The sequence below is a fragment of the Novosphingobium sp. KACC 22771 genome, assembly GCF_028736195.1.
Classification (GTDB): Bacteria; Pseudomonadota; Alphaproteobacteria; order Sphingomonadales; family Sphingomonadaceae; genus Novosphingobium.
The window spans coordinates 2,602,958-2,622,528 of the sequence record NZ_CP117881.1 but is presented as its reverse complement, the minus strand read 5'-3'; the positions used below and the strand labels follow the sequence as shown (position 1 = coordinate 2,622,528).

Sequence of the window (19,571 nt, the reverse complement as noted above, 5' to 3'; positions counted from 1 at the left end):
CTGAAGCGCGAAATTGCCTGAAATTTAGGATCAGGTCGTGAAATTTGCGTTAAGGATCATCGCGAGGGAGCAGCGTGTGCGGCCTGCGAACATTGCGGGCAAAGAAAAAGGCGGCCCGAAGGCCGCCTTATCCTGTATCCTTCAAAAAGAAGGAAAATGGTCGGGGAAAGAGGATTCGAACCTCCGGCCCCTGCCTCCCGAAGACAGTGCTCTACCAGGCTGAGCTATTCCCCGACCGGAGCGGCTCTGCAAGAGCGCCGCTGGGCAGGAGCGCGCCTATATAGGGGGGTTTTCAGGTTGGCAAGCGGCAAGTGGCAAGTTTTTTCAAAAACCGGATCATTTTTTCAAGGAACCGCAGAAATCGCGGCTTTTCAAACTTTTCCACAGGCTGCGATCATGCCGCCATGCCCATCCGGCCCCCGCTGCCCACCCCTTCGCCGCTGAACCGGCCCACCGCGTTGATCAGCACGTTGGTCTCGCCCGAGAGCGCCTGAAGCGCGGCATTGCTCTCCTCGACCATCGCGGCATTCTGCTGGGTCGATTGATCAAGGATGCGGAACGTATCGCCCACCGCGCTCAGATCCTCGGCATTGCCCTGGGCCGCATGGGCGATTGCGCCCACGGCTCCGGCGATCTGGCCGATCTGGCTGATGATGCCCTCCAGCGCCTCGCCGGTCTGCAACACCTGCGCCACGCCTTCGGAGACCTGATTGGTCGAGGTGTCGATCAATTGCTTGATGCCATTGGCCGCGTCCGCGCTGCGCTGGGCCAGCGCGCGCACTTCATTGGCCACCACGGCAAAGCCCTTGCCCGCATCACCGGCGCGCGCGGCCTCGACCCCGGCGTTCAGCGCCAGCAGGTTCGTCTGAAACGCGATCCCGTCGATCAGGGTGATGATCTGGCGAATCTCCTGCGCCGATTTTTCGACCAGTTCCATCGTCGCCATCGCGCGGCTAACCACCTGCTGGCCATCATTCGCGCTTTTCTGGGCCTGATCCAGCGCGGCATTGACCGAGGCGGCGTTCTGGGCCGTGTCGTGCGCGGCATCAACAAGGCGGTGCATGGTGGCGCCTGCCTGCTCGACACGGGCGGCCTGCTGCTCGGTGCGCATGGCCAGATCGTTGCTGGCCGTACGGATTTCGGCAGACCCTGCCTGAATGACGCTGGAGGCGCGCGAAACCTGATTGACCAGCGCGGCCAGATCGGCAACCGAGCGGTTGAAGTCCTCGCGCAATTCCTCAAACTGGGCCGGAAAACGGCGGTTGAGGCGATGGGCCAGATTGCCGCGCGCCAGCGCCTGCATCGCCCCGCCGATTTCCTCGACCACCTCGCGCCGCTCGGCCTCGACGCTCTCGCGCTCGCGTTCGGCGGCCAGGGTGATGCGCTCTTTCTCTTCCTGCGCCGCCTCCTGCTGGATCATCACATCGGACAATTTGGCGACCAGCGCGATCAGCACCGTCGTTTCAACCAGCAGGATCGCCGCATGCAGCACGACGCGGAAGAAATCACCCGTCGCGCCAAAAACCAGCGTGGGCGCGATGTAGCTGAGCAGCAGATGGTGGAGCGCGGTGACCAGCGTTGCCGCCACAATCGGGCGCCAGTCGACCAGCACCGGCAGCATGGCGATCAGCGCGAAAAAGGTCATGTGCAGATCGACCTGCCACGAGGCGCCGCTCCATTGATAGAGCAGCACCGCGCTGTAGAGCGGCAAAGTGGCGCCCATGGCCGTGCGCGAGACGGCATCGTCCTTGCCCGACATCATCAGCAGTGTGGGCACCGCCGCCAGCGCCAGCGCCAGCAACACCGGGGTAATGCCCGAACCGGCGATCATGGCGCCCATCAGCACCAGAATGGTGGCGAGCCAGCACACGCCGGCAAGGGCCTTCATCCCCAGATGACGCAGATTGACGATTTCCTTCATGGTCTGTCCTTGGTGATTTCAGTTTTTGGGGGTCGGGGAAGATTGGCAAAGCGAGGCAGGCGCAGCCAGCACCAGCGCACCGGCCGACAGCGCGGAAAAAGGGGTGTAAACGCGGCGTCCGATCAGCAGCATGCTGCCCGCCGCCACGCCGCGCCCGATCAGGGGGGAGCCCTGGCGGTGCGCCCATTGGGCCGCCCCGGCGCTGTGTCCGGGCAAGGGCAGCACCAGCACCGCCATGCCCACCCGCGGCCAAAGCGCGATCAGCGGCAGCAGCACCAGCACCAGCGCCAATTGCGCGATGGCCAGTTGCCGATAAGGAAAGATAACGGATGTCAACGCGCGCGGCCCATGGAAATGAGGAGTAATGATCCGTTTTACCGCACAGACTTTGGCAATTTGCGCTTACCATTTCCGCATTTGTGCCTAGGCACTTCGCGGCGATTGCCGGTGGCTTTCGGCGGTGGGCGGGGTTAGATGTTGGCCATGCAGACTGACAATTCGAACTTTGAACCCCATTGGGAATGGCAATATCTCGATCTGATGCGCCGGATCTGGGAAACTGGCGACGAGCGGCGCGACCGGACGGGCGTGGGCACGCGCTCGCTGTTCGGCGCGACGATTCGCTGCGATCTGTCCGATGGGCGCATGCCGTTGGTCACCACCAAGCGGGTGTTCTGGAAAACCGCCACGCGCGAGTTTCTGTGGTTTCTGACCGGCGACACCAATATCCGGGCGCTCTGCGCGCAGGGGGTGGAGATCTGGACCGACTGGCCGCTGGCGCATTACCGGCGCGAAACGGGCGACCAGATCACGCGGGAGGATTTTTCAGCACGCATTGTTGCCGACGTGGAATTTGCCGCGCGCTGGGGTGATCTGGGACCGGTCTATGGCAAGCAATGGGTGAACTGGCCTACGTATGAACCTGCGGGCGATGGATTGTACCGGCTGGGGCAGGGGATCAATCAGGTGGCCGATCTGGTCCATGCGCTGAAAACCAATCCGGGCAGCAGGCGGCATATCGTCGAAGGCTGGAATGTGGCCGAGGTGGATGCGATGGCGCTGCCGCCTTGCCACAAGACCTATCAGTTCCATGTGGCCAATGGGCGGCTGTCGGGCATCCTTTACCAGCGCAGCGCGGATCTGGCGCTGGGCGTGCCGTTCAATCTGTGGGGCGCGGCGCTGTTCATCCGCCTGCTGGCCGCGCAGGCCGGGCTGGAGCCGGGCGAACTGGTGTGGATGGGGGGCGATGTCCATCTTTATCTCAACCACGGCGATCTGGTGGAGGAGCAGTTGAAGCGCGTGCCTTCGGGCGAGCCGCGCCTCGACCTTGTTCGCCGCCCGGAGAGCATCTTTGCTTATGGCATCGAGGATTTCGTCGTGCGCGATTATGCGCCTCAGGGAAAGTTGGGCGCGCCGGTCGCGGTGTAAATGGCGCGAGGCTTGCGCCAGAATGCGGGGCAGGGTGGAAAATGTTCCGATCCAAACAGGAAAAGCGCTGATTTTTCGGGATTAGTCTGTGGATAAAACGCATTGTCACGCGGCGGAAACAGATTCGTGGCAAAGATTACGGGACGTTCACCGCGTGAAAACCCTGAAAAACCGGGGCTTGGGCAAAAGCATGTTCAAGCCTGTTGACAGGTCGCCCCTCGTTATCTAGAGGCCGCGTCACCCAAGGGGCGCTGCCCCGAAGGAAACATCGAAGTGAGCGGGTGTAGCTCAGTTGGTTAGAGTGCCGGCCTGTCACGCCGGAGGTCGCGGGTTCGAGCCCCGTCACTCGCGCCACTTCATGGTTCCTTGCGAGGCCCAAGCATATTGCGCGGGTGTAGCTCAGTTGGTTAGAGTGCCGGCCTGTCACGCCGGAGGTCGCGGGTTCGAGCCCCGTCACTCGCGCCACCTTGGGTCCATTTTTCGAAATGGTATCAAAAAGGCCCGGTCCATCGCGGATCGGGCCTTTTTTGTTTCGGGGCGAAGAAAGCGCCAGGGGATCAGCCCCAGCGCCCGGTCTCCATCCAGATCAGGAAGCGCCGCAAGGGCAGCAGCCAGACCACGCCCAGCACGACATAGACCGGCATCTGCCCCAGCGCGGGCCAGGGCGCGATCCACGGCGCGATATAGCGCGCCACCAGCGCGGCATAGACCGCCAGCCCGACCAGCAACAGCAGCAGGCCCGCCGGAATGCGCCACGTAGGCTCTTTGCGCATCAGATGTCTCCATACAGGCGGGTGGGGGTGATCACCGCGCGCAGGGGCATATCATGAGGCTCCGTGGGCAGGCTGTCCACCTTTTGGACATCCCACGCCAAACCCAGCGCCATCACGCCCGGATTCGCGCCCAGCCAGCGGTCATAATGCCCGCCGCCTTGCCCGAGCCGTGCGCCTTCCGCAGTAAAGCCCACCAGCGGGAGGAAGGCGACATCGGGAAACAGTTCCTCGGCATCGGCGGACGGCTGGAGCGCGCCATAGGGACCGGTTTCCAGACCTTCGTCGGCAAAGGGATCGTTCCACGCGCGAAACTGCATCGGGGCGCCCGTGGCGGCAAACCACGGCAGCGCGATTCGCCGCCCGTTTTCGGCAAACCATTTGGCATAGGATCGCGTCGGCGCCTCGCCCGAGACGGCGTGATAGAGGCCCACAACCGCGCCTTCACCCGCCAGCGCCGCCACCGCCCCGGGCGGGCGCAGAAACAGCAGAGCGGACATCGAGGCGGGCAGGGCGTTTACATGTTCGCGGCGCAGGCGGCGCAAACGGGCGCGCAGGGATTTTTTGTCGGTCAAGGTCTGCACTTTCGGCCTGTGCCGTCCCGCTCCTCCGGCGCAGCTACCTTAAGTACAATCTGGGTGGCTGGGCCGGGGGAGCGGGACGGCACAGCAAGCCCAACGCGGAGGCGTTGGGCGTACCCAACAAAGAAAGGGTGACGGGACCACCATGGGCCGTTGCCGGGAAATCCTCTGACGCCTCGACGTCAGGTGGGGACCATGTACCAGAGGCCAGGGCCAGTGGCAGGGACAGCCCCCTAGGATTGCTTATAGCCTCAGGGATTTTCATGCGGCTCGCACCGGGCAGTACCCGTCGCCTCCATATGTAGGCGCAATGGTGTGATTTCTCAAGGCCCGGAGCGAGGGTTTAAACAAGATCCTCAATTGATGCGGCCAGTTGTTCAAGCCGGGCGGCGATCGCCTCAAGCCGATCGGTCGCGGCCGGATCCGCGCTCTGTTCGACCTGCTGGCGCAATTCGTGCAATTCATCGGCCAGCAGGAGCGCGGCAAAGAGCATCGAGCGCACTTCACTCTGATTCGTGGCGCCGGGCAGGCTGTCCATCTTTTCCTCGATGATGCGGCCCAGCATACGCACATGATCTTCCTCGCCCGGAGAGCAGGCGACGGCATAATCGCGCCCGCCGATCATCAGTTCGACCCGGCTCATGCCTGCTGCGCCCGCGCGATCAGCGCATCGAGGGTAGAGAGCGCATCGCCCACTTTTTCGCGCAGGATTTCGTGGCGCCCCTCCAGTTGGGCAGTCTGGTCCGCGGCGGCGAGGCGGTCCTGCCGGGCGCGGCGGGCGGCATGATCAATCCGCTCCAGAGCGGCCTCGATCCGGTCGAGCGCGGTGTTGACAGGGGTGGGTTCGTTTTCGCTGCTGGCCATCAGGCGCAGAGGCCTAGCGCAATAATTTTGCCCTTGCAAAGGGCCCGACAGCCCAAATGACAACGGTTGCGGCCATTTCGATGGCATTTTGGCGCTGCGCAGAGGTTGACGCAGCCCCCATGGGTCCGCAATGGAGGCACCGCGAATCGCACGCCTACGTGCCTGTGCATACCTATTCGGAGCTTTCGGAAGCATCATGAGCATTACCGCCCCCCGCCTGCAGAACATGGCCAACGCCATCCGTGTGCTCTCGATGGATGCGGTTCAGGCCGCCAATTCGGGCCACCCCGGCATGCCGATGGGCATGGCCGATGTCGCCACGGTGCTGTTTTCGAAATTCCTGAAGTTCGATCCGGCCCAGCCGCGCTGGCCCGACCGCGATCGCTTTATCCTCTCGGCGGGCCATGGCTCGATGCTGATCTACAGCCTGCTGCACCTGACCGGCTATGAACAGCCCACGATCGAAGACATCAAGAATTTCCGCCAGCTGCACTCGGTTTGCGCCGGGCACCCGGAGAATTTTGAGCTGCCGGGCGTGGAATGCACCACCGGCCCGCTGGGTCAGGGCCTTGCCATGTCGGTGGGCTTTGCCATTGCCGAGCGCCATTTGAACGCGCAGTTCGGTGACGATCTGGTTGACCACAAGACCTTTGTGATCGCGGGCGACGGCTGCATCATGGAAGGCATCAACCACGAGGCCATCGGCCTTGCCGGGCACCTCAAGCTCGGCCGTCTGGTCGTGCTGTGGGATGACAATCGCATCACCATCGACGGCGACACCGATCTGTCGACCAGCGAAGACGTGGCCGCGCGCTATACGGCGACCGGCTGGCATGTGGTGTCCTGCGACGGCCATGATTTTGTCGATATCGAACGCGCGATTGCCGAGGCGGTGGCCGATCCGCGCCCCTCGCTCGTTGCCTGCCGCACGATCATCGGCAAGGGCGCGCCCAACAAGCAGGGCGGCCATTCGGTGCATGGCGCGCCGCTGGGCGCAGCCGAAATCGAGGCGGCGCGCGGCGAATTGAACTGGACCCTGCCTGCCTTTGAACTGCCCGCCGATGTGCTGGGCGACTGGCGCAATGTCGGCGGCCTGGGCAAGACGGCGGCGGTCGATTGGGCCGCGCGTGTGGCGGCCAGCGATAAGGGCGCCGAGCTGCTGCGCCGCATGGACGGTGAGCTGCCGGATCAGACCGAGGTGCAGGCCACGTTCGACGCATGGCTCGAAGGCAGCACCAAGGTTGCCACCCGCAAGGCCAGCCAGATGGCTCTGGAAGTGCTGACCGCGCATGTGCCTGAAATGGTGGGCGGCTCGGCCGACCTTACCGGCTCGAACCTGACCGATACCAAGTCGACCAAGCCGTTTGGTCCGCAGAACTATTCCGGCCGCTATGTCTATTACGGCATCCGCGAATTCGGCATGGCCGCGGCCATGAACGGTATGGCGCTGCATGGCGGCATCATCCCCTATGGCGGCACTTTCCTTGTGTTTTCGGATTATTGCCGCAATGCCATTCGTATGTCGGCTATTCAGCGCGCCAAGGTGGTCTATGTGCTGACCCACGATTCGATTGGCCTTGGCGAGGACGGTCCGACCCATCAGCCGATCGAACATGTGATGTCGATGCGCATGATCCCGAATCTGGAAGTGTTCCGCCCCGCCGACGTGATTGAAACCGCCGAGGCATGGCAATTGGCGATCGCCAATGAAGGCCGCCCCAGCGTGCTGGCTCTGACCCGTCAGAACCTGCCGCAATTCCGCCACTCGGGCCCCAACCTGACGGCGAAGGGAGCCTATCGTCTTGCCGTGGCCGAGGCCGCGCGCAAGGTGGTGATCGTGGCGACCGGTTCGGAAGTCGAGATTGCAATGGCGACCCGCGATGCGCTCGAAGCGCAGGGTGTGGGCGCCGATGTTGTCTCGATGCCGTCGATGAGCCGCTTCCTTGATCAGGATGCGGAATACCGGGCCGATGTGCTGCCCGCCGACGTGCTGCGCGTCAGCATCGAGGCAGGTACGACTTTCGGCTGGGAACGTATTACGGGCCTTGACGGTCTGCGCTTTGGTATCGACACCTTTGGCGCATCGGCTCCGGCCCCGGCTCTTTATGACTATTTCGGTCTTACGGCTGAAAAGATTGCGCCGCAAATTCTTGCGGCACTCCAGAACTAACGAGGAGGTTATTCATGGCTGTGAAGGTTGCCATCAACGGTTTCGGTCGCATTGGGCGCAATGTGGCCCGCGCCATTCTGGAGCGCCCCGATTGCGGGCTCGAACTGGTTTCGATCAACGATCTGGCCGATGCCAAGGCCAATGCCCGCCTGTTCAAGCATGACAGCGTCCACGGCACTTTCTCGGGCACCGTCGAAGTGGACGGCAACGACCTGATCCTGAACGGCAAGCGCGTTCAGGTGACCGCCGAGAAGGACCCCGCCAACCTGCCGCATGCCGCCAATGGCATCGACATCGCGCTGGAATGCACCGGCTTCTTCGTCGACCGCGATTCGGCCGGCAAGCATCTGACCGCCGGCGCCAAGCGCGTGCTGATCTCGGCGCCCGCCAAGAAGGTCGACAAGACCGTCGTGTTCGGCGTGAACCACGAAACGCTGACCGCCGACGATCTGATCGTCTCGAACGCTTCGTGCACCACCAACTGCCTGGCGCCCTTTGCCAAGGTTCTGCATGAATCGATCGGTATCGAGCGCGGCCTGATGACCACGATCCACTCGTACACCAACGACCAGAAGATCCTGGACCAGATCCACAAGGATCCGCGTCGCGCCCGCGCCGCTGCCTTGAACATGATCCCGACCTCGACCGGTGCGGCTGTCGCCGTGGGCGAAGTGCTGCCCGAACTGAAGGGCAAGCTGGACGGTTCCTCGATCCGCGTGCCGACCCCGAACGTGTCGGTTGTCGACCTGACGTTCACCCCCGCGCGCGACACGTCCATCGAGGAAGTGAACGCTCTGCTCAAGGCTGCCGCCGAAGGTCCGCTCAAGGGCGTGCTGGGCTATACCGAAGAGCCGCTGGTTTCGATCGATTTCAACCACGATCCGCACAGCTCGACCATCGATTCGCTGGAAACGGCTGTCATCGACGGCAAGCTGGTGCGCGTGCTGAGCTGGTACGACAATGAATGGGGCTTCTCCAACCGCATGCTGGACACGGCCGGCGCGATGGCCAAGTTCCTCTGATGGAACACCGGGGCGGGAAGGGAAACCTTTCCGCCCTTCGTTTCTCAGCCATATGTTTACGATCGGACGCTAAAGCTGCGTTCCGAATTGGGGGTTAGTGATGGCTTTTCGCAAGCTCGATGATCTGGGCGATGTGACCGGCAAGGTCGCGCTCGTGCGCGTGGACTTCAATCTGCCGATGAAGGATGGCGCGGTGACGGAAGACACCCGCGTGCGCGCCGTGGCGCCGACCATTCTGGAATTGGCCGACAAGGGCGCCAAGGTGCTGCTCTTGGCGCATTTCGGCCGCCCCAAGGGCAATCGCGTGGCGGATCAGTCGCTCTCGCTGGTCGTGAGCGCGGTGGAAAAGGTGCTGGGCCGCGAAGTGATGTTTGTGCCCGAAGTGGCGGGCGATGTGGTCAAGCAGGCCGCGGGCATCCTGCGCGCGGGCGATATTGCTTTGCTGGAAAATACCCGCTTCTGGCCGGGCGAGGAAAAGAACGACCCCGAACTGGTCAAGGCAATGGCCGAGGTCGGCGATTTCTACGTCAATGACGCTTTTTCGGCCGCGCACCGCGCCCATGCCAGCACCGAAGGTCTGGCCCATGTGCTGCCCGCCTATGCGGGCCGTTCGATGCAGGCCGAGCTGGAAGCGCTGGAAAATGCGCTGGGCAACCCGGTGCGTCCGGTGGCCGCCGTTGTCGGCGGGGCCAAGGTGTCGAGCAAGCTCGATGTCCTGAAGCATCTGGTGACCAAGGTCGATCACCTGATCATCGGCGGCGGCATGGCCAACACTTTCCTGGCCGCGCGCGGCGTGGATGTGGGCAAGAGCCTGTGCGAGCATGATCTGGCCGGGACCGCCGAAGAGATCATGGAAGCGGCGGACGCTGCCGGTTGCACTGTGCATCTGCCCTATGAAGTGGTGGTGTCGAAGGAATTTGCCGCCAATCCGCCTTCGCTGCGCACCTGCAACGTGCATGAGGTGGCCGCCGACGAGATGATTCTCGACGTGGGCCCTTCGGCGGTTGAGGCGCTGGCCGATGCGCTGAAAACCTGCAAGACGCTGGTGTGGAACGGGCCGATGGGCGCGTTTGAGACCGTGCCTTTTGATGCCGCGACGGTGGCTCTGGCCAAAATCGCGGCGGCGCTGACCAAGGAAGGTTCGCTGGTTTCGGTGGCGGGCGGCGGCGACACTGTCGCTGCGCTGCATCATGCCGGGGTGGCGGGGGACTTCTCGTATATTTCCACCGCTGGCGGCGCTTTCCTGGAATGGATGGAAGGCCGTGAACTGCCGGGCGTCAAGGCGCTCGAAATCTAAATAATTCGCCCGCCCGGTTGCAGTGCAGCAGTTGCATTGCAAAACCGGGCGGGCTATTTCAGACCGGCCGCGCATACCTATGCAAACCTCAATGCATAGGTATGAGCAAAAGGGCCTTAACCAACAGGGAAGCACGCATGACCACCAAGGTTGTCCAGAAGATCCTCAGCAATTACGAATCCGACAATCCCGGCGTTAAGGCCAACCTCTATCGCATGCTCAATCAGGGCAAGCTGGGCGGCACGGGTAAGATGATCATCCTGCCGGTCGATCAGGGCTTTGAACATGGCCCGGCGCGCAGCTTTTCGGTCAATCCCGACGCCTATGATCCGCACTACCACTATCAGCTGGCCATTGATGCGGGCCTGTCGGCCTATGCCGCGCCGCTGGGCATGCTGGAGGCGGGCGCCGACAAGTTTGCCGGGCAAATCCCGACCATCCTGAAGGTCAACAGCTCGAACAGCTGGGGCACGGCGGCCAACCAGGCGCTCACGGGCGGCGTGGATGATGCGCTGCGTCTGGGCTGCTCGGCCATCGGCTTCACGATCTATCCGGGTTCGGACGATGTGTTCGAGATGATCGAAGAGATCAAGGAACTGCGCAACGAAGCCGCCAGCGTTGGCATCGCCACGGTGATCTGGTCCTATCCGCGCGGCGGCAAGCTGCCCAAGAGCGGCGAACTGGCGCTGGACGTGGGCGCCTATGCCGCGCATATCGCGGCGCTGATCGGGGCGCATATCATCAAGGTCAAGCTGCCCAGCAACCACATCGAGCAGGCCGAAGCCAAGCCGTGCTATGAAGGCACCGACTGGTCGGCGCAGGCGGACCGCGTCAAGCATGTCGTCCAGTCGTGCTTCAACGGCCGCCGCATCGTGATCTTCTCGGGCGGGGCCACCAAGGGCGCCGATGCCGTCTATCAGGACGCGCGCGACATCCGCGATGGCGGCGGCAACGGCTCGATCATCGGCCGCAACACGTTCCAGCGCCCGCGCGATGAAGCGCTGGCCATGCTGGGTAAGCTGGTCAACATCTACAAGGGCAAGGAATAAATCCTCAGCCGCTTGGGCAAAACAAAAGACGCGGGGGCCAAGACTGGCCTCCGCGTTTTTTATGCGGTATGGGCGCGGCCATGACCGAAGAAGCACCGACTTTCGAACACACCCGCGCGCCCACGCAGCTTTACCTGATCTCGCCCGCCGATGTGGGCGGCGATTTTCCGCAAAGGCTGGCGCGCGCGCTGGATGCGGGGCTGAAGGGGCGTCACCGGATCGCCGCTTTCCAGTTTCGCGTGAAGGGCATTGACGATCACGCCGCCGCGCGTCTGGCCGCCCCGCTTCAGGCCATTTGCGCCGAGCGCGAGATCGCCTTCATCGTCAACGACTCGATCACGCTGGCCAAGCGGCTCAACGCCGATGGTGTGCATTTGGGGCAGGACGATATGGCCCAGAACGGCGATGTGAAGGTGGCGCGCGAGGAGCTGGGCCGCGATGCCCAGATCGGCGTGACCTGCCACAACAGCCGCCATCTGGCGCTGGAGGCCGGTGAGGCCGGGGCCGATTACGTTGCTTTTGGCGCCTTCTATCCCACCACCACCAAAGAGGTCGAGCATCACGCCGAGCCTGAACTGCTGACATGGTGGCAGGGCCTGTTTGAAATTCCCTGCGTGGCGATTGGTGGGATCAATGCTGAAAATGCGGCGCATCTGGTGCGGGCGGGCGCTGATTTTCTTGCGATTTCCGGTGCGGTCTGGAATGGCGATGAGGCGGCAAATGTCAAAGCCTTGATGGATGCCATCGCGGCCGCGCAATAAAGTTGTTGAAGAGCATGTCGGCTGCCCCTTTCCCAAGGGGCGCCGGCGTGTCAGAACATGGGCATGACCCAAGCAAATCCTGACAGCGCGAATACGCGCGAACTGACCCTACGCGGTGTCGTATTGGGCGCTCTGCTCACCATCGTGTTCACGGCGGCCAATGTCTATCTCGGGCTGAAAATCGGCCTGACCTTTGCCACATCGATCCCGGCGGCGGTGATCTCGATGGCGGTGCTGCGCCATTTCTCGGGCGCGACGATTCAGGAAAACAACATCGTCCAAACCATCGCCAGCGCGGCGGGGACATTGAGCGCGATCATCTTCGTGCTGCCCGGTCTGATTATGATCGGCTGGTGGGTGGATTTTCCCTATTGGCAATCGGTGGCGGTGATCGGCGTCGGCGGCATATTGGGGGTGATGTATTCGGTGCCGCTGCGCCGCGCTTTGGTCACGGGCAGCGATCTGCCTTATCCCGAAGGTGTGGCGGCGGCCGAGGTGCTCAAAGTGGGCGCGGGCGTCGGCGGCGAGGAAGAGAACCGCAAGGGGCTGGCCGCCATCGTGCTGGGGTCGGGCGTGTCGGTGGGCTATACGCTGCTGGCCAAGATGGGTGTGGTGGCCGAGGAAGCCTCGCGCGTGTTCCGCTTTGGCGCGGGCGCTTCGGGTGTGTCCACCAGCTTCAGCCTCGCGCTGATCGGCGTGGGCCATCTGGTGGGGATCACCGTGGGCGTGGCGATGCTGATCGGCATGCTGATCAGCTGGGTCATCCTTGTGCCGCATTACACCGCGGGCGCAGTGCCCGAGATGCACGAAATGGCCGGTTTCGTGTCGGGCGTCTTCAAGAGCAAGGTGCGCTTTATCGGCGCGGGCACGATTGGCGTGGCGGCGGTCTGGACGCTGCTGCGCGTGATCGGGCCGATTGTGCGCGGCATTGCGGGCGCCATGGCGGCCCAGCGCGCGCGCAAATCGGGGCAGGGCGGGGCGCTGGCCCTGGCCGAACAGGATTTGCCGATTGGGCTGGTGGGGGCGGTGATTGCCGCCTCGATGGTGCCGATCGGGCTGCTGCTGGCGGGATTCGCCTCGGGCGGGCCGATTGAGGCGCATTTCGTGCCGGTGCTGGTGCTGACCGTGCTCTATGTGCTGCTGATCGGCATCGTGATCGCCTCGGTCTGCGGTTATATGGCGGGCCTGATCGGGGCCTCGAACAGCCCGATTTCGGGCACGGGCATCATTTCGGCGCTGGGCATCGCGCTGCTGCTGGCGGCGATCTTTGGCCGGGGCATCGCGCCCGAGGCCACGCGCGCGCTGGTGGCCTTTGCGCTCTTCGTCACGGCTATCGTCTTTGGCGTGGCGACGATTTCGAATGACAACCTTCAGGATCTCAAAACCGGCGAGCTGATCGGCGCGACCCCGTGGCGCCAGCAGATCGCGCTGGTGCTGGGCGTTGTGTTTGGCGCGCTGGTCATTCCGCCGGTGCTCAGCCTGCTCAACACCACCTTTGGGTTTCAGGGCGCCGCCAATGCCGGCCCCGAAGCGCTGGCTGCCCCGCAGGCCGCGCTTATTTCCGCCATCGCGCAGGGCGTGCTGGGCGGCAGCCTCGATTGGAACCTGATCGGGATCGGCGCGGGCATCGGCGTGGTGGCGATCATCATCGATGAAACCCTGCGCGCGATGAAGAAAGGCGCGCTGCCCCCGCTGGCGCTGGGCATGGGCATCTATCTGCCGATGGGCCTGACGCTGCTGATTCCGGTGGGGGCGATCATCGGGCGGGTCTATGACAATTGGGCCAAAAAGAGCCACGACCCTGAACTGGCCGAGCGGCTGGGCGTGTTGGCGGCCACCGGCCTGATCGCGGGCGAGAGCCTGTTTGGCGTGGTGTTTGCCGGGATCGCGGCGGCCCGCAACAGCCCGACCCCGCTCGAAATCATCGAGCCGGGCGATATGGCGCTGCCGCTGGGTATGGTGATCTTTGCCGCCGCGCTGGTCTGGCTTTACACCAGCACCAAGCGGGCGGCGGCGCATCGGACCACTTGGCCCGTAGAAAATTAATAGCGGTTGTTGGCCACGCGGCGGATACAGCGAAGGTCGGTCTCCTTGCCTTCGCTGGTCAGCTTGCGCAGGAAATTCTCGCTGACCCGGCGAAAGCGTTCGCCCTTTTTGGGGCCGGTGGTCATGTGGATTTCATCGCCCGTGGCCAGATAGGACCCGCGCCCCTCGCTCGTGCTGTAGATCGAGCCCTGGCGGATGGTGAAATCCTCCTCCGCGCGGCGCAGACCCGCCGCTGTCAGCGCCGTTCCCGGCAATTCGCAGACATATTCGCCGCGCCGCACGGTAAACGCAGGACCATCGGGTCCGGCGAAGGCGGGCTGGGCCATGACCATAATTCCGGCCAAACCCCATGCACTGCATGATTGCCAGATGGCCCTGCGTCCGCTAAGGGCGCCCGACTGCGCTTTTGCGCCAAACTTATTCCTGCTCTTTTCCATCGAAGGTCAAACCCCATGAAGATCAGCGGCGTCGAAATCCGCCCCGGCAACATTCTCGAATATGAAGGCGGTATCTGGAAGGTCGCAAAGACCCAGCATACCCAGCCCGGCAAGGGCGGCGCCTTTATGCAGGTCGAAATGAAGAACCTGATCGACGGGCGCAAGACCAATGTGCGTTTCCGCAGCGCCGATACGGTGGAGAAAGTCCGTCTCGATACCAAGGATTTCCAGTTCCTGTATGCCGAGGGCGACGATCTGGTGTTCATGGACGTGGAAAACTACGACCAGATCAACCTGCCGACCGACCTGCTGGGCGATGCTGCGGCCTTCCTGCAGGACGGTATGACAGCGGTTCTCGAAATGTACGATGAACGCCCGATCAGCGTTCAGCTGCCCGAACAGGTCGAAGCCACCATCGTCGAAGCCGACGCCGTGGTGAAGGGCCAGACCGCCTCGTCGAGCTACAAGCCCGCCGTGCTGGACAATGGCGTGCGCATCCTCGTGCCGCCCCACATCGCTTCGGGCACCCGCATCGTGGTGAACGTTTACGAACGCACCTATGTCGGTAAGGCTGACTGAGCATGGCAATTTCCGGCCTGATCCGCGTGATGGAGCGCGCCGCCCGCAAGGCCGGTCAGCGCCTGCGTCGTGACTTTGGCGAAGTGGAACACCTGCAGGTGAGCCGCAAGGGCACGGCGGATTTCGTCAGCCGCGCCGACCAGCAGAGCGAACGCACAATCTATGACGAATTGCGCGCCGCGCGCCCCGACTGGGGCTTTGTGATGGAAGAGGGCGGGGTGATCGAAGGCGATCCCACCCGCCCGCGCTGGATCATCGACCCGCTCGACGGCACCAGCAATTTCCTGCACGGCATCCCGCATTTCGCCATTTCCATCGCTGCGCAGGAGCCTGCGTATGATGGCAAGGGCCCGGCGGGCGACGGTTGGGGCGATGTCATCGCCGGGATCGTTTACCAGCCGATCACGGATGAAAGCTTCTGGGCCGAAAAGACGCGCGGGGCATGGCTGCATGACCGCCGCCTGCGTGTCTCGGGCCGCCGCCATCTGGACGAGAGCCTGATTGCCACCGGTATTCCCTTTGCGGGCCATGGCGATCCGATGGAATGGGCCAAGATCTATGCGGCCATCGCGCCGCAGGTGGCGGGCATTCGCCGTTTCGGGGCGGCTGCGCTCGATCTGGCATGGGTGGCGGCCGGGCGTTACGAAGGTTTCTGGGAATCGAACCTCAAGCCTTGGGATTCGGCTGCCGGTTGTCTGCTCGTGCGTGAGGCTGGCGGTTTCGTGTCGAACTATCGCGGCCAGTCGCTGCCGATCTGCGACAAGGAAGTGCTGGCGGGCAATGACGCTCTCCACTCGCGCCTCCACAAGTTGTTGGCAGGCGCGTTGAAAGAAGGCTGATAAAAGCCATTGATCTGACGCGAAAGGATCGCTAGGCGGAGGCAACAGAGCCGCCGCGTCGATCCTTTCGCGGAAGGTTTTGGGAATAGCGCCCCTGTGGTGGAATGGTAGACGCGTCCGACTCAAAATCGGATATCGAAAGATGTGCCCGTTCGAGTCGGGCCAGGGGCACCATTCCCTGATGAAAAAAGGGCCGGTTGATCGCCGGCCCTTTTTCTTTGCCTACAAGGTCTTGCCCATGCGCAACAACGGCACCCGCACCCCATCAATCGGGGCGGACAATACCTCTTCGATCGGGGCATAGCTGCAGGAGCGATAGAGCGGGACGCCCGCCATCGTCGCCATCATCTCGGTGCGGGCGAAACCGGCGGCGCGGGCGGCATCTTCGCAGACCTGCATCACACGGCGACCGATGCCGCGGCGGGCGAAATCGGGGTTGGTGTACATGGCGCGAATCCGGGCGGCATCGCGCGCCGGGTCCAAAACCGCTGGTTCACGCGCCACCACGCTGGCATCGCCGCCATAGAGGGTGGCGCGATAGGACCAGCCGCCGCAGCCCGCCAAAACCCCATCCGATTCGACAAGGAAATAGGTGCCATCCTTGATGAGCTGGGTATCCAGCCCCATCACATGGCGGCTCGCGGCGATCTGCTCCGGGGTCAGGAATCCGGTTTGCAGATGGTCGATGGCCCGCGCCATCAAGGCGCGCAGAGCGTCCAGATCGTCCATGACGGCGATGCGATGGGTCAGCATGATCAATGGCTTTCGGTATAAAGCGCGCCGCGTGCGGCAAATTGTCCGGCGATATCGGCCTCACCCGCCGCGATCAGGGTGGCAAGCAGCATCCGCGCCTGAGTCGCGCCCAATCCGCCAGCAAAGATCGCACCCGCTTCGGCCAAACGCTGCCCGCTGGCATAATCGGCGGCGGTGGAGCCCGTAGGGCAGCGCGAGGCAACCACCACCGGCACGCCCGCCTGCGCCACGGCCCCAGCGGCGCCCGCCGAGCCATTGCCGCGCCCCAGCGCCATCAGGACGATGCCCCGCGCGCCCGAGGCCGCCGCCGCGCGGATCATCGCGCCATCATCTCCGCCAGACAGCGCGATAATCGGGCAGGAACTATCAGGCACCACCGGGCCCAGAGGCGCAAACCGGGGCAGGGGCGCAGGCGGCGTGATCGCCTCGCCCGAGGCCGCGCCCGCCGCACCGCCTCGCCAGCCAAAGCCGTCGAGCGCCGAAGTGGCATGTTTATAGACCAGCGCCGCCGGGATCAGATGCCCGGCAAACACCACCAGCGCGCCATGCGCCGCCAATTCTGGCGTAGCGGCGGCGCGCAGCGCTGCGGCCAGATTGCCCGGGCCATCGCTGGCCGGATCGCTGATCGGCAGCATGGCCCCGGTCACGATCACGGGTTTGGTAAGAGGCAACGACAGGTCGATGAGATAGGCCGTTTCCTCCATCGCATCGGTGCCATGGGCGACGACGATGCCGCTCACCTCCGGCTCGGCCAAGGCGGCCAGCACCGCATCGCGCACGCGGGCCATGTCGGCCAGCGTCATGTCCTCGGACAGGCCCGCGTAAACCTGCCGCACAACAGGCCCCGCCAGCGTTTCTCCAAGGCCGGAAGCGCCCCCGGCCAGTTTGCCGCCCGCATCGGGCAAGGAGGAGATGGTTCCCCCGGCGTCGATCAGAATGATGCTCATGCGCCAAGCCTATGGCCGCGCCGCGCCGGGGGAACAAGGGGGCAAACTGCGAAGGGCGCGCCGCGCTTGGCCCTAAGCATGATCGACACCGGCCCCACGCCTGCGGCATCGTGGTCCTGGCGGCATAGAAACGTCGGGGGAGGGGAAATGAGGCTCGATGAACATCCGCTGCGGCGGCAGGTGGTGGGCGAGATGCACCTGCGGCGATGGCCCGCGATCCACACGCCGATGCGGATACTTCAGGTGCTGCGGCTGGTCTCGCCCGAGGAGCGCGGGGCGGAACGGGCGATGCTGGATGCTCTGCCGATCGCGGGGCGGCTGAACCAATCGGACAATCCGCGCCATGCCGAGGGCGAGCTTGGCCCCGGCCTGTCCTTCGTCTGGGAACAGCACAGCGAGGCCTGCGGCATCACCCTGTTCATGCACGAACCCCATGCCGACCCCGCGCAGGCATTGGCATGGATCGAGCGCTTTCCCGGCCAGACCATCCGCGCCACCCGCATCCATGTGGTGGAAAATCAGGCACAGGCGCGCGATCTCTTGCCGCAGATGGGCTTTGTCGGGTCCGATCTCGTTTCCTGCATGATCGGCGCGTCGGGCGTGCGACTGTGGTCGGATTTCCGCATCGGGGCCGAGGGGCTGGGCATTGCGCTGGTGTCGGCCAATGGCGCGGCGCCCGCCGATCTGGCGCGGCTGCTGCAACGGTTTCAGGAACTGGGCAATTATCGCAATCTGGCGCTGATGGGCCTGCCGATGGCGCAGGCCTGTTGGCCCCGGCTGGACGCGGCCGAGGCGAGTTTGCGCCAACTGGCCGCCGATGTCGCCAATCCCGAAACGAGCGATGATGCGCTGCTCGAACGGGTTTCGATGCTCAGCCTCGATCTCATGTCGCTTTCCACCGAGACGCATTACCGGATGAGCGCGACCGCCGCCTATGCGCAATTGGTGGAGGAGCGGCTTGCCGCGCTGGCTCCGCGCACGATCCCGGGCCATCCCGGCCTTGAGGATTTTACCCAGCGCCGCCTGCTGCCCGCGATCCGCACCACGCAGGCCTATTCGCGGCGGCTGGAGGATTTGACGCAGCGGGCGGCGCATTTCACCTCGCTGCTGCGCACCCGCGTCGAAACCCGCATCGAGAACCAGAACGGGCGCTTGCTGCGCTCCATGGAGCGGTCATCCAGCCTGCAATTGCGGCTGCAGCAACTGGTCGAGGGCCTCTCGGTCGTCGCGCTCAGCTATTATGGCATCAGCCTGATCGGCTATATGCTCAAAGCCGCCGAGCATCGTTTCGAACATTTCCCGGCGGCCGAGATCATGGGCGTGATGGTGCCCATGGTGGTGGTCGGCATGTGGCTGGGGCTTCACCGGATGAAGGCGCGGGTTCTGGGCGACCATTGATCGCCCGGAACCCGGCCCACCTTTACTTGGGGCGATAGATCGCAAAGATCTTGGTGACGTCCTCGCGGCTTTCCCAACTGCACTGGGCATTCTGTTCGACCATGAACAGGTCGCCCTTGCGGAAAGTGCCCTCGCGGCCTTCCTCGTCGATGAAGGTCACGCTGCCGTCGAGCAGATACATCAGTTCGAAATGGCGATAGGGCATCGAGCGGCGGTGATAGGGGGTGGAATCCCACACGCCGACCATGAACTCGCCATCGGTGGAGAGAAACTGCGTGTGGTTGCGGCATTGCGGCGTCGGGCCGATCAGCAATTCGGCCAGCGGCGCGCCGGAAGGTACGCGCTCCGTTGTGGGGTCGATGGCGGTGACGCCCGCCGCTTCGCTCGCTCCGCCGGTATAGCGCATGGTGACGACGCGGGCATGGTCCGCGCTCCAGTCAAAGCCTTGCGGACCGGAGAGAACGAGGCTGCCGCCCTTGACCAGAGTGTGGGTCTGGCCGCCTGCGGTGATCTGCGCCGTGCCTTCGGCCACGATCAGCATCGTGTCACCGGGCTGCGTCTGCGCGCTGCCGCTGCCCGAAAGGGCGCAGGCGTGCATTTCCACCGGGCCGCCGCGCAAGGGCAGCAGCGCCGCATCCGCGCCCGCCTGTGCGGTCTGGGCGAAGGCGTCAAGGTCGATAAAGGAGGGGCAAGTGGTCAGGTTCATGGC

General features: G+C 64.0%; 20 protein-coding genes and 4 tRNA genes. 13 read left to right on the top strand and 11 right to left on the bottom strand.

From position 1 onward, the window contains the following. Positions 1–157 precede the first annotated feature (157 nt). From PQ467_RS12105 to PQ467_RS12095, 3 genes are all read right to left on the bottom strand, one after another. Positions 158–234, bottom strand: a tRNA-Pro gene (locus PQ467_RS12105). A 160-nt stretch (positions 235–394) separates the two neighbouring features. Beyond that, entirely contained in the window at positions 395–1,921 is a 1,527-nt protein-coding gene (locus PQ467_RS12100; protein ID WP_274173653.1) for a methyl-accepting chemotaxis protein, read from the bottom strand. Positions 1,922–1,939: 18 nt separating this feature from the next. Then, on the bottom strand, positions 1,940–2,257 hold the full coding sequence (locus tag PQ467_RS12095; protein WP_274173652.1) for a hypothetical protein: 318 nt from the start codon (positions 2,255–2,257) through the stop codon (positions 1,940–1,942). A 147-nt stretch (positions 2,258–2,404) separates the two neighbouring features. On the opposite strand from PQ467_RS12095, the gene thyA reads away from it, so the two are divergent. From thyA to PQ467_RS12080, 3 genes are all read left to right on the top strand, one after another. Beyond that, entirely contained in the window at positions 2,405–3,349 is a 945-nt protein-coding gene (thyA, locus tag PQ467_RS12090) for a thymidylate synthase (protein WP_443192945.1), read from the top strand. 277 nt (positions 3,350–3,626) lie between these two features. Beyond that, positions 3,627–3,703 (top strand) — tRNA-Asp (locus tag PQ467_RS12085). Positions 3,704–3,737: 34 nt separating this feature from the next. Next, positions 3,738–3,814 (top strand) — tRNA-Asp (locus PQ467_RS12080). Positions 3,815–3,906: 92 nt separating this feature from the next. Here the strand turns inward: PQ467_RS12080 and PQ467_RS12075 are convergent. The 4 genes from PQ467_RS12075 to PQ467_RS12060 all read right to left on the bottom strand — a co-directional run bounded on the left by PQ467_RS12075 (position 3,907) and on the right by PQ467_RS12060 (position 5,564). Continuing rightward, positions 3,907–4,122, bottom strand: coding sequence for a DUF2842 domain-containing protein (locus PQ467_RS12075; protein ID WP_274173650.1), 216 nt, complete (start codon positions 4,120–4,122; stop codon positions 3,907–3,909). Then, on the bottom strand, positions 4,122–4,703 hold the full coding sequence (locus PQ467_RS12070) for a 5-formyltetrahydrofolate cyclo-ligase (RefSeq protein WP_337995091.1): 582 nt from the start codon (positions 4,701–4,703) through the stop codon (positions 4,122–4,124). The genes PQ467_RS12075 and PQ467_RS12070 overlap by 1 nt, the downstream gene beginning before the upstream one ends. Positions 4,704–5,043: 340 nt before the next feature. Next, complete coding sequence (locus PQ467_RS12065; protein ID WP_274173648.1) at positions 5,044–5,343, bottom strand: cell division protein ZapA; 300 nt, start codon at positions 5,341–5,343, stop codon at positions 5,044–5,046. Further along, positions 5,340–5,564 (bottom strand): hypothetical protein, encoded by a 225-nt coding sequence (locus tag PQ467_RS12060; RefSeq protein WP_274173647.1) that lies wholly within the window; start codon positions 5,562–5,564, stop codon positions 5,340–5,342. Before PQ467_RS12060 ends, PQ467_RS12065 begins: the two co-directional genes overlap by 4 nt. A gap of 196 nt (positions 5,565–5,760) precedes the next feature. On the opposite strand from PQ467_RS12060, the gene tkt reads away from it, so the two are divergent. From tkt to PQ467_RS12030, 6 genes are all read left to right on the top strand, one after another. Next, on the top strand, positions 5,761–7,734 hold the full coding sequence (gene tkt / locus PQ467_RS12055) for a transketolase (protein ID WP_274173646.1): 1,974 nt from the start codon (positions 5,761–5,763) through the stop codon (positions 7,732–7,734). Positions 7,735–7,748: 14 nt separating this feature from the next. Further along, entirely contained in the window at positions 7,749–8,756 is a 1,008-nt protein-coding gene (gene gap, locus PQ467_RS12050) for a type I glyceraldehyde-3-phosphate dehydrogenase (RefSeq protein WP_274173645.1), read from the top strand. 97 nt (positions 8,757–8,853) lie between these two features. Continuing rightward, on the top strand, positions 8,854–10,053 hold the full coding sequence (locus tag PQ467_RS12045) for a phosphoglycerate kinase (RefSeq protein WP_274173644.1): 1,200 nt from the start codon (positions 8,854–8,856) through the stop codon (positions 10,051–10,053). A 137-nt stretch (positions 10,054–10,190) separates the two neighbouring features. Beyond that, on the top strand, positions 10,191–11,102 hold the full coding sequence (locus tag PQ467_RS12040; RefSeq protein ID WP_274173643.1) for a class I fructose-bisphosphate aldolase: 912 nt from the start codon (positions 10,191–10,193) through the stop codon (positions 11,100–11,102). Positions 11,103–11,182: 80 nt separating this feature from the next. Beyond that, positions 11,183–11,863, top strand: a complete 681-nt coding sequence (thiE, locus tag PQ467_RS12035) for a thiamine phosphate synthase (RefSeq protein ID WP_274173642.1) — start codon at positions 11,183–11,185, stop codon at positions 11,861–11,863. Positions 11,864–11,926: 63 nt separating this feature from the next. Further along, complete coding sequence (locus PQ467_RS12030) at positions 11,927–13,909, top strand: OPT family oligopeptide transporter (protein ID WP_274173641.1); 1,983 nt, start codon at positions 11,927–11,929, stop codon at positions 13,907–13,909. Here PQ467_RS12030 and PQ467_RS12025 read toward each other — a convergent pair. Further along, positions 13,906–14,235, bottom strand: coding sequence for a hypothetical protein (locus tag PQ467_RS12025; RefSeq protein ID WP_274173640.1), 330 nt, complete (start codon positions 14,233–14,235; stop codon positions 13,906–13,908). The genes PQ467_RS12030 and PQ467_RS12025 overlap by 4 nt on opposite strands. Before the next feature lie 126 nt (positions 14,236–14,361). Here PQ467_RS12025 and efp point away from each other — a divergent pair, with 126 nt between their 5' ends. The 3 genes from efp (at position 14,362) to PQ467_RS12010 (ending at position 15,938) form a co-directional block, all read left to right on the top strand. After that, a complete protein-coding gene (gene efp, locus PQ467_RS12020) occupies positions 14,362–14,925 on the top strand; it encodes an elongation factor P (protein WP_274173639.1) in 564 nt (187 codons plus the stop codon). Positions 14,926–14,927: 2 nt separating this feature from the next. Beyond that, positions 14,928–15,764 carry an inositol monophosphatase family protein gene (locus PQ467_RS12015; RefSeq protein WP_274173638.1) on the top strand — a complete coding sequence of 279 codons (837 nt, stop codon included), beginning with the start codon at positions 14,928–14,930 and terminating at the stop codon, positions 15,762–15,764. A 90-nt stretch (positions 15,765–15,854) separates the two neighbouring features. Continuing rightward, positions 15,855–15,938, top strand: a tRNA-Leu gene (locus PQ467_RS12010). A 48-nt stretch (positions 15,939–15,986) separates the two neighbouring features. Here the strand turns inward: PQ467_RS12010 and PQ467_RS12005 are convergent. Beyond that, positions 15,987–16,517 carry a GNAT family N-acetyltransferase gene (locus PQ467_RS12005; protein WP_274173637.1) on the bottom strand — a complete coding sequence of 177 codons (531 nt, stop codon included), beginning with the start codon at positions 16,515–16,517 and terminating at the stop codon, positions 15,987–15,989. Positions 16,518–16,519: 2 nt separating this feature from the next. After that, positions 16,520–17,464 (bottom strand): asparaginase domain-containing protein, encoded by a 945-nt coding sequence (locus PQ467_RS12000; RefSeq protein ID WP_274173636.1) that lies wholly within the window; start codon positions 17,462–17,464, stop codon positions 16,520–16,522. Between the two features lie 147 nt (positions 17,465–17,611). Here PQ467_RS12000 and PQ467_RS11995 point away from each other — a divergent pair, with 147 nt between their 5' ends. Further along, complete coding sequence (locus PQ467_RS11995; RefSeq protein WP_274173635.1) at positions 17,612–18,862, top strand: DUF3422 domain-containing protein; 1,251 nt, start codon at positions 17,612–17,614, stop codon at positions 18,860–18,862. A gap of 22 nt (positions 18,863–18,884) precedes the next feature. On the opposite strand, the gene PQ467_RS11990 is transcribed toward PQ467_RS11995, so the two are convergent. Next, positions 18,885–19,568 carry a cupin domain-containing protein gene (locus PQ467_RS11990; RefSeq protein WP_274173634.1) on the bottom strand — a complete coding sequence of 228 codons (684 nt, stop codon included), beginning with the start codon at positions 19,566–19,568 and terminating at the stop codon, positions 18,885–18,887. Positions 19,569–19,571 lie beyond the last annotated feature (3 nt).

Bases quoted from the DNA above. Each gene is read 5' to 3' on its own strand.
- PQ467_RS12100 (WP_274173653.1), bottom strand. From the start codon at position 1,921: ATGAAGGAAATCGTCAATCTGCGTCATCTGGGGATGAAGGCCCTTGCC.
- thyA (WP_443192945.1), top strand. From the start codon at position 2,405: ATGCAGACTGACAATTCGAACTTTGAACCCCATTGGGAATGGCAATAT.
- PQ467_RS12075 (WP_274173650.1), bottom strand. From the start codon at position 4,122: ATGCGCAAAGAGCCTACGTGGCGCATTCCGGCGGGCCTGCTGCTGTTG.
- PQ467_RS12065 (WP_274173648.1), bottom strand. From the start codon at position 5,343: ATGAGCCGGGTCGAACTGATGATCGGCGGGCGCGATTATGCCGTCGCC.
- PQ467_RS12060 (WP_274173647.1), bottom strand. From the start codon at position 5,564: ATGGCCAGCAGCGAAAACGAACCCACCCCTGTCAACACCGCGCTCGAC.
- tkt (WP_274173646.1), top strand. From the start codon at position 5,761: ATGAGCATTACCGCCCCCCGCCTGCAGAACATGGCCAACGCCATCCGT.
- gap (WP_274173645.1), top strand. From the start codon at position 7,749: ATGGCTGTGAAGGTTGCCATCAACGGTTTCGGTCGCATTGGGCGCAAT.
- PQ467_RS12040 (WP_274173643.1), top strand. From the start codon at position 10,191: ATGACCACCAAGGTTGTCCAGAAGATCCTCAGCAATTACGAATCCGAC.
- thiE (WP_274173642.1), top strand. From the start codon at position 11,183: ATGACCGAAGAAGCACCGACTTTCGAACACACCCGCGCGCCCACGCAG.
- PQ467_RS12030 (WP_274173641.1), top strand. From the start codon at position 11,927: ATGACCCAAGCAAATCCTGACAGCGCGAATACGCGCGAACTGACCCTA.
- PQ467_RS12025 (WP_274173640.1), bottom strand. From the start codon at position 14,235: ATGGCCCAGCCCGCCTTCGCCGGACCCGATGGTCCTGCGTTTACCGTG.
- efp (WP_274173639.1), top strand. From the start codon at position 14,362: ATGAAGATCAGCGGCGTCGAAATCCGCCCCGGCAACATTCTCGAATAT.
- PQ467_RS12015 (WP_274173638.1), top strand. From the start codon at position 14,928: ATGGCAATTTCCGGCCTGATCCGCGTGATGGAGCGCGCCGCCCGCAAG.
- PQ467_RS12005 (WP_274173637.1), bottom strand. From the start codon at position 16,517: ATGCTGACCCATCGCATCGCCGTCATGGACGATCTGGACGCTCTGCGC.
- PQ467_RS12000 (WP_274173636.1), bottom strand. From the start codon at position 17,464: ATGAGCATCATTCTGATCGACGCCGGGGGAACCATCTCCTCCTTGCCC.
- PQ467_RS11995 (WP_274173635.1), top strand. From the start codon at position 17,612: ATGAGGCTCGATGAACATCCGCTGCGGCGGCAGGTGGTGGGCGAGATG.
- PQ467_RS11990 (WP_274173634.1), bottom strand. From the start codon at position 19,568: ATGAACCTGACCACTTGCCCCTCCTTTATCGACCTTGACGCCTTCGCC.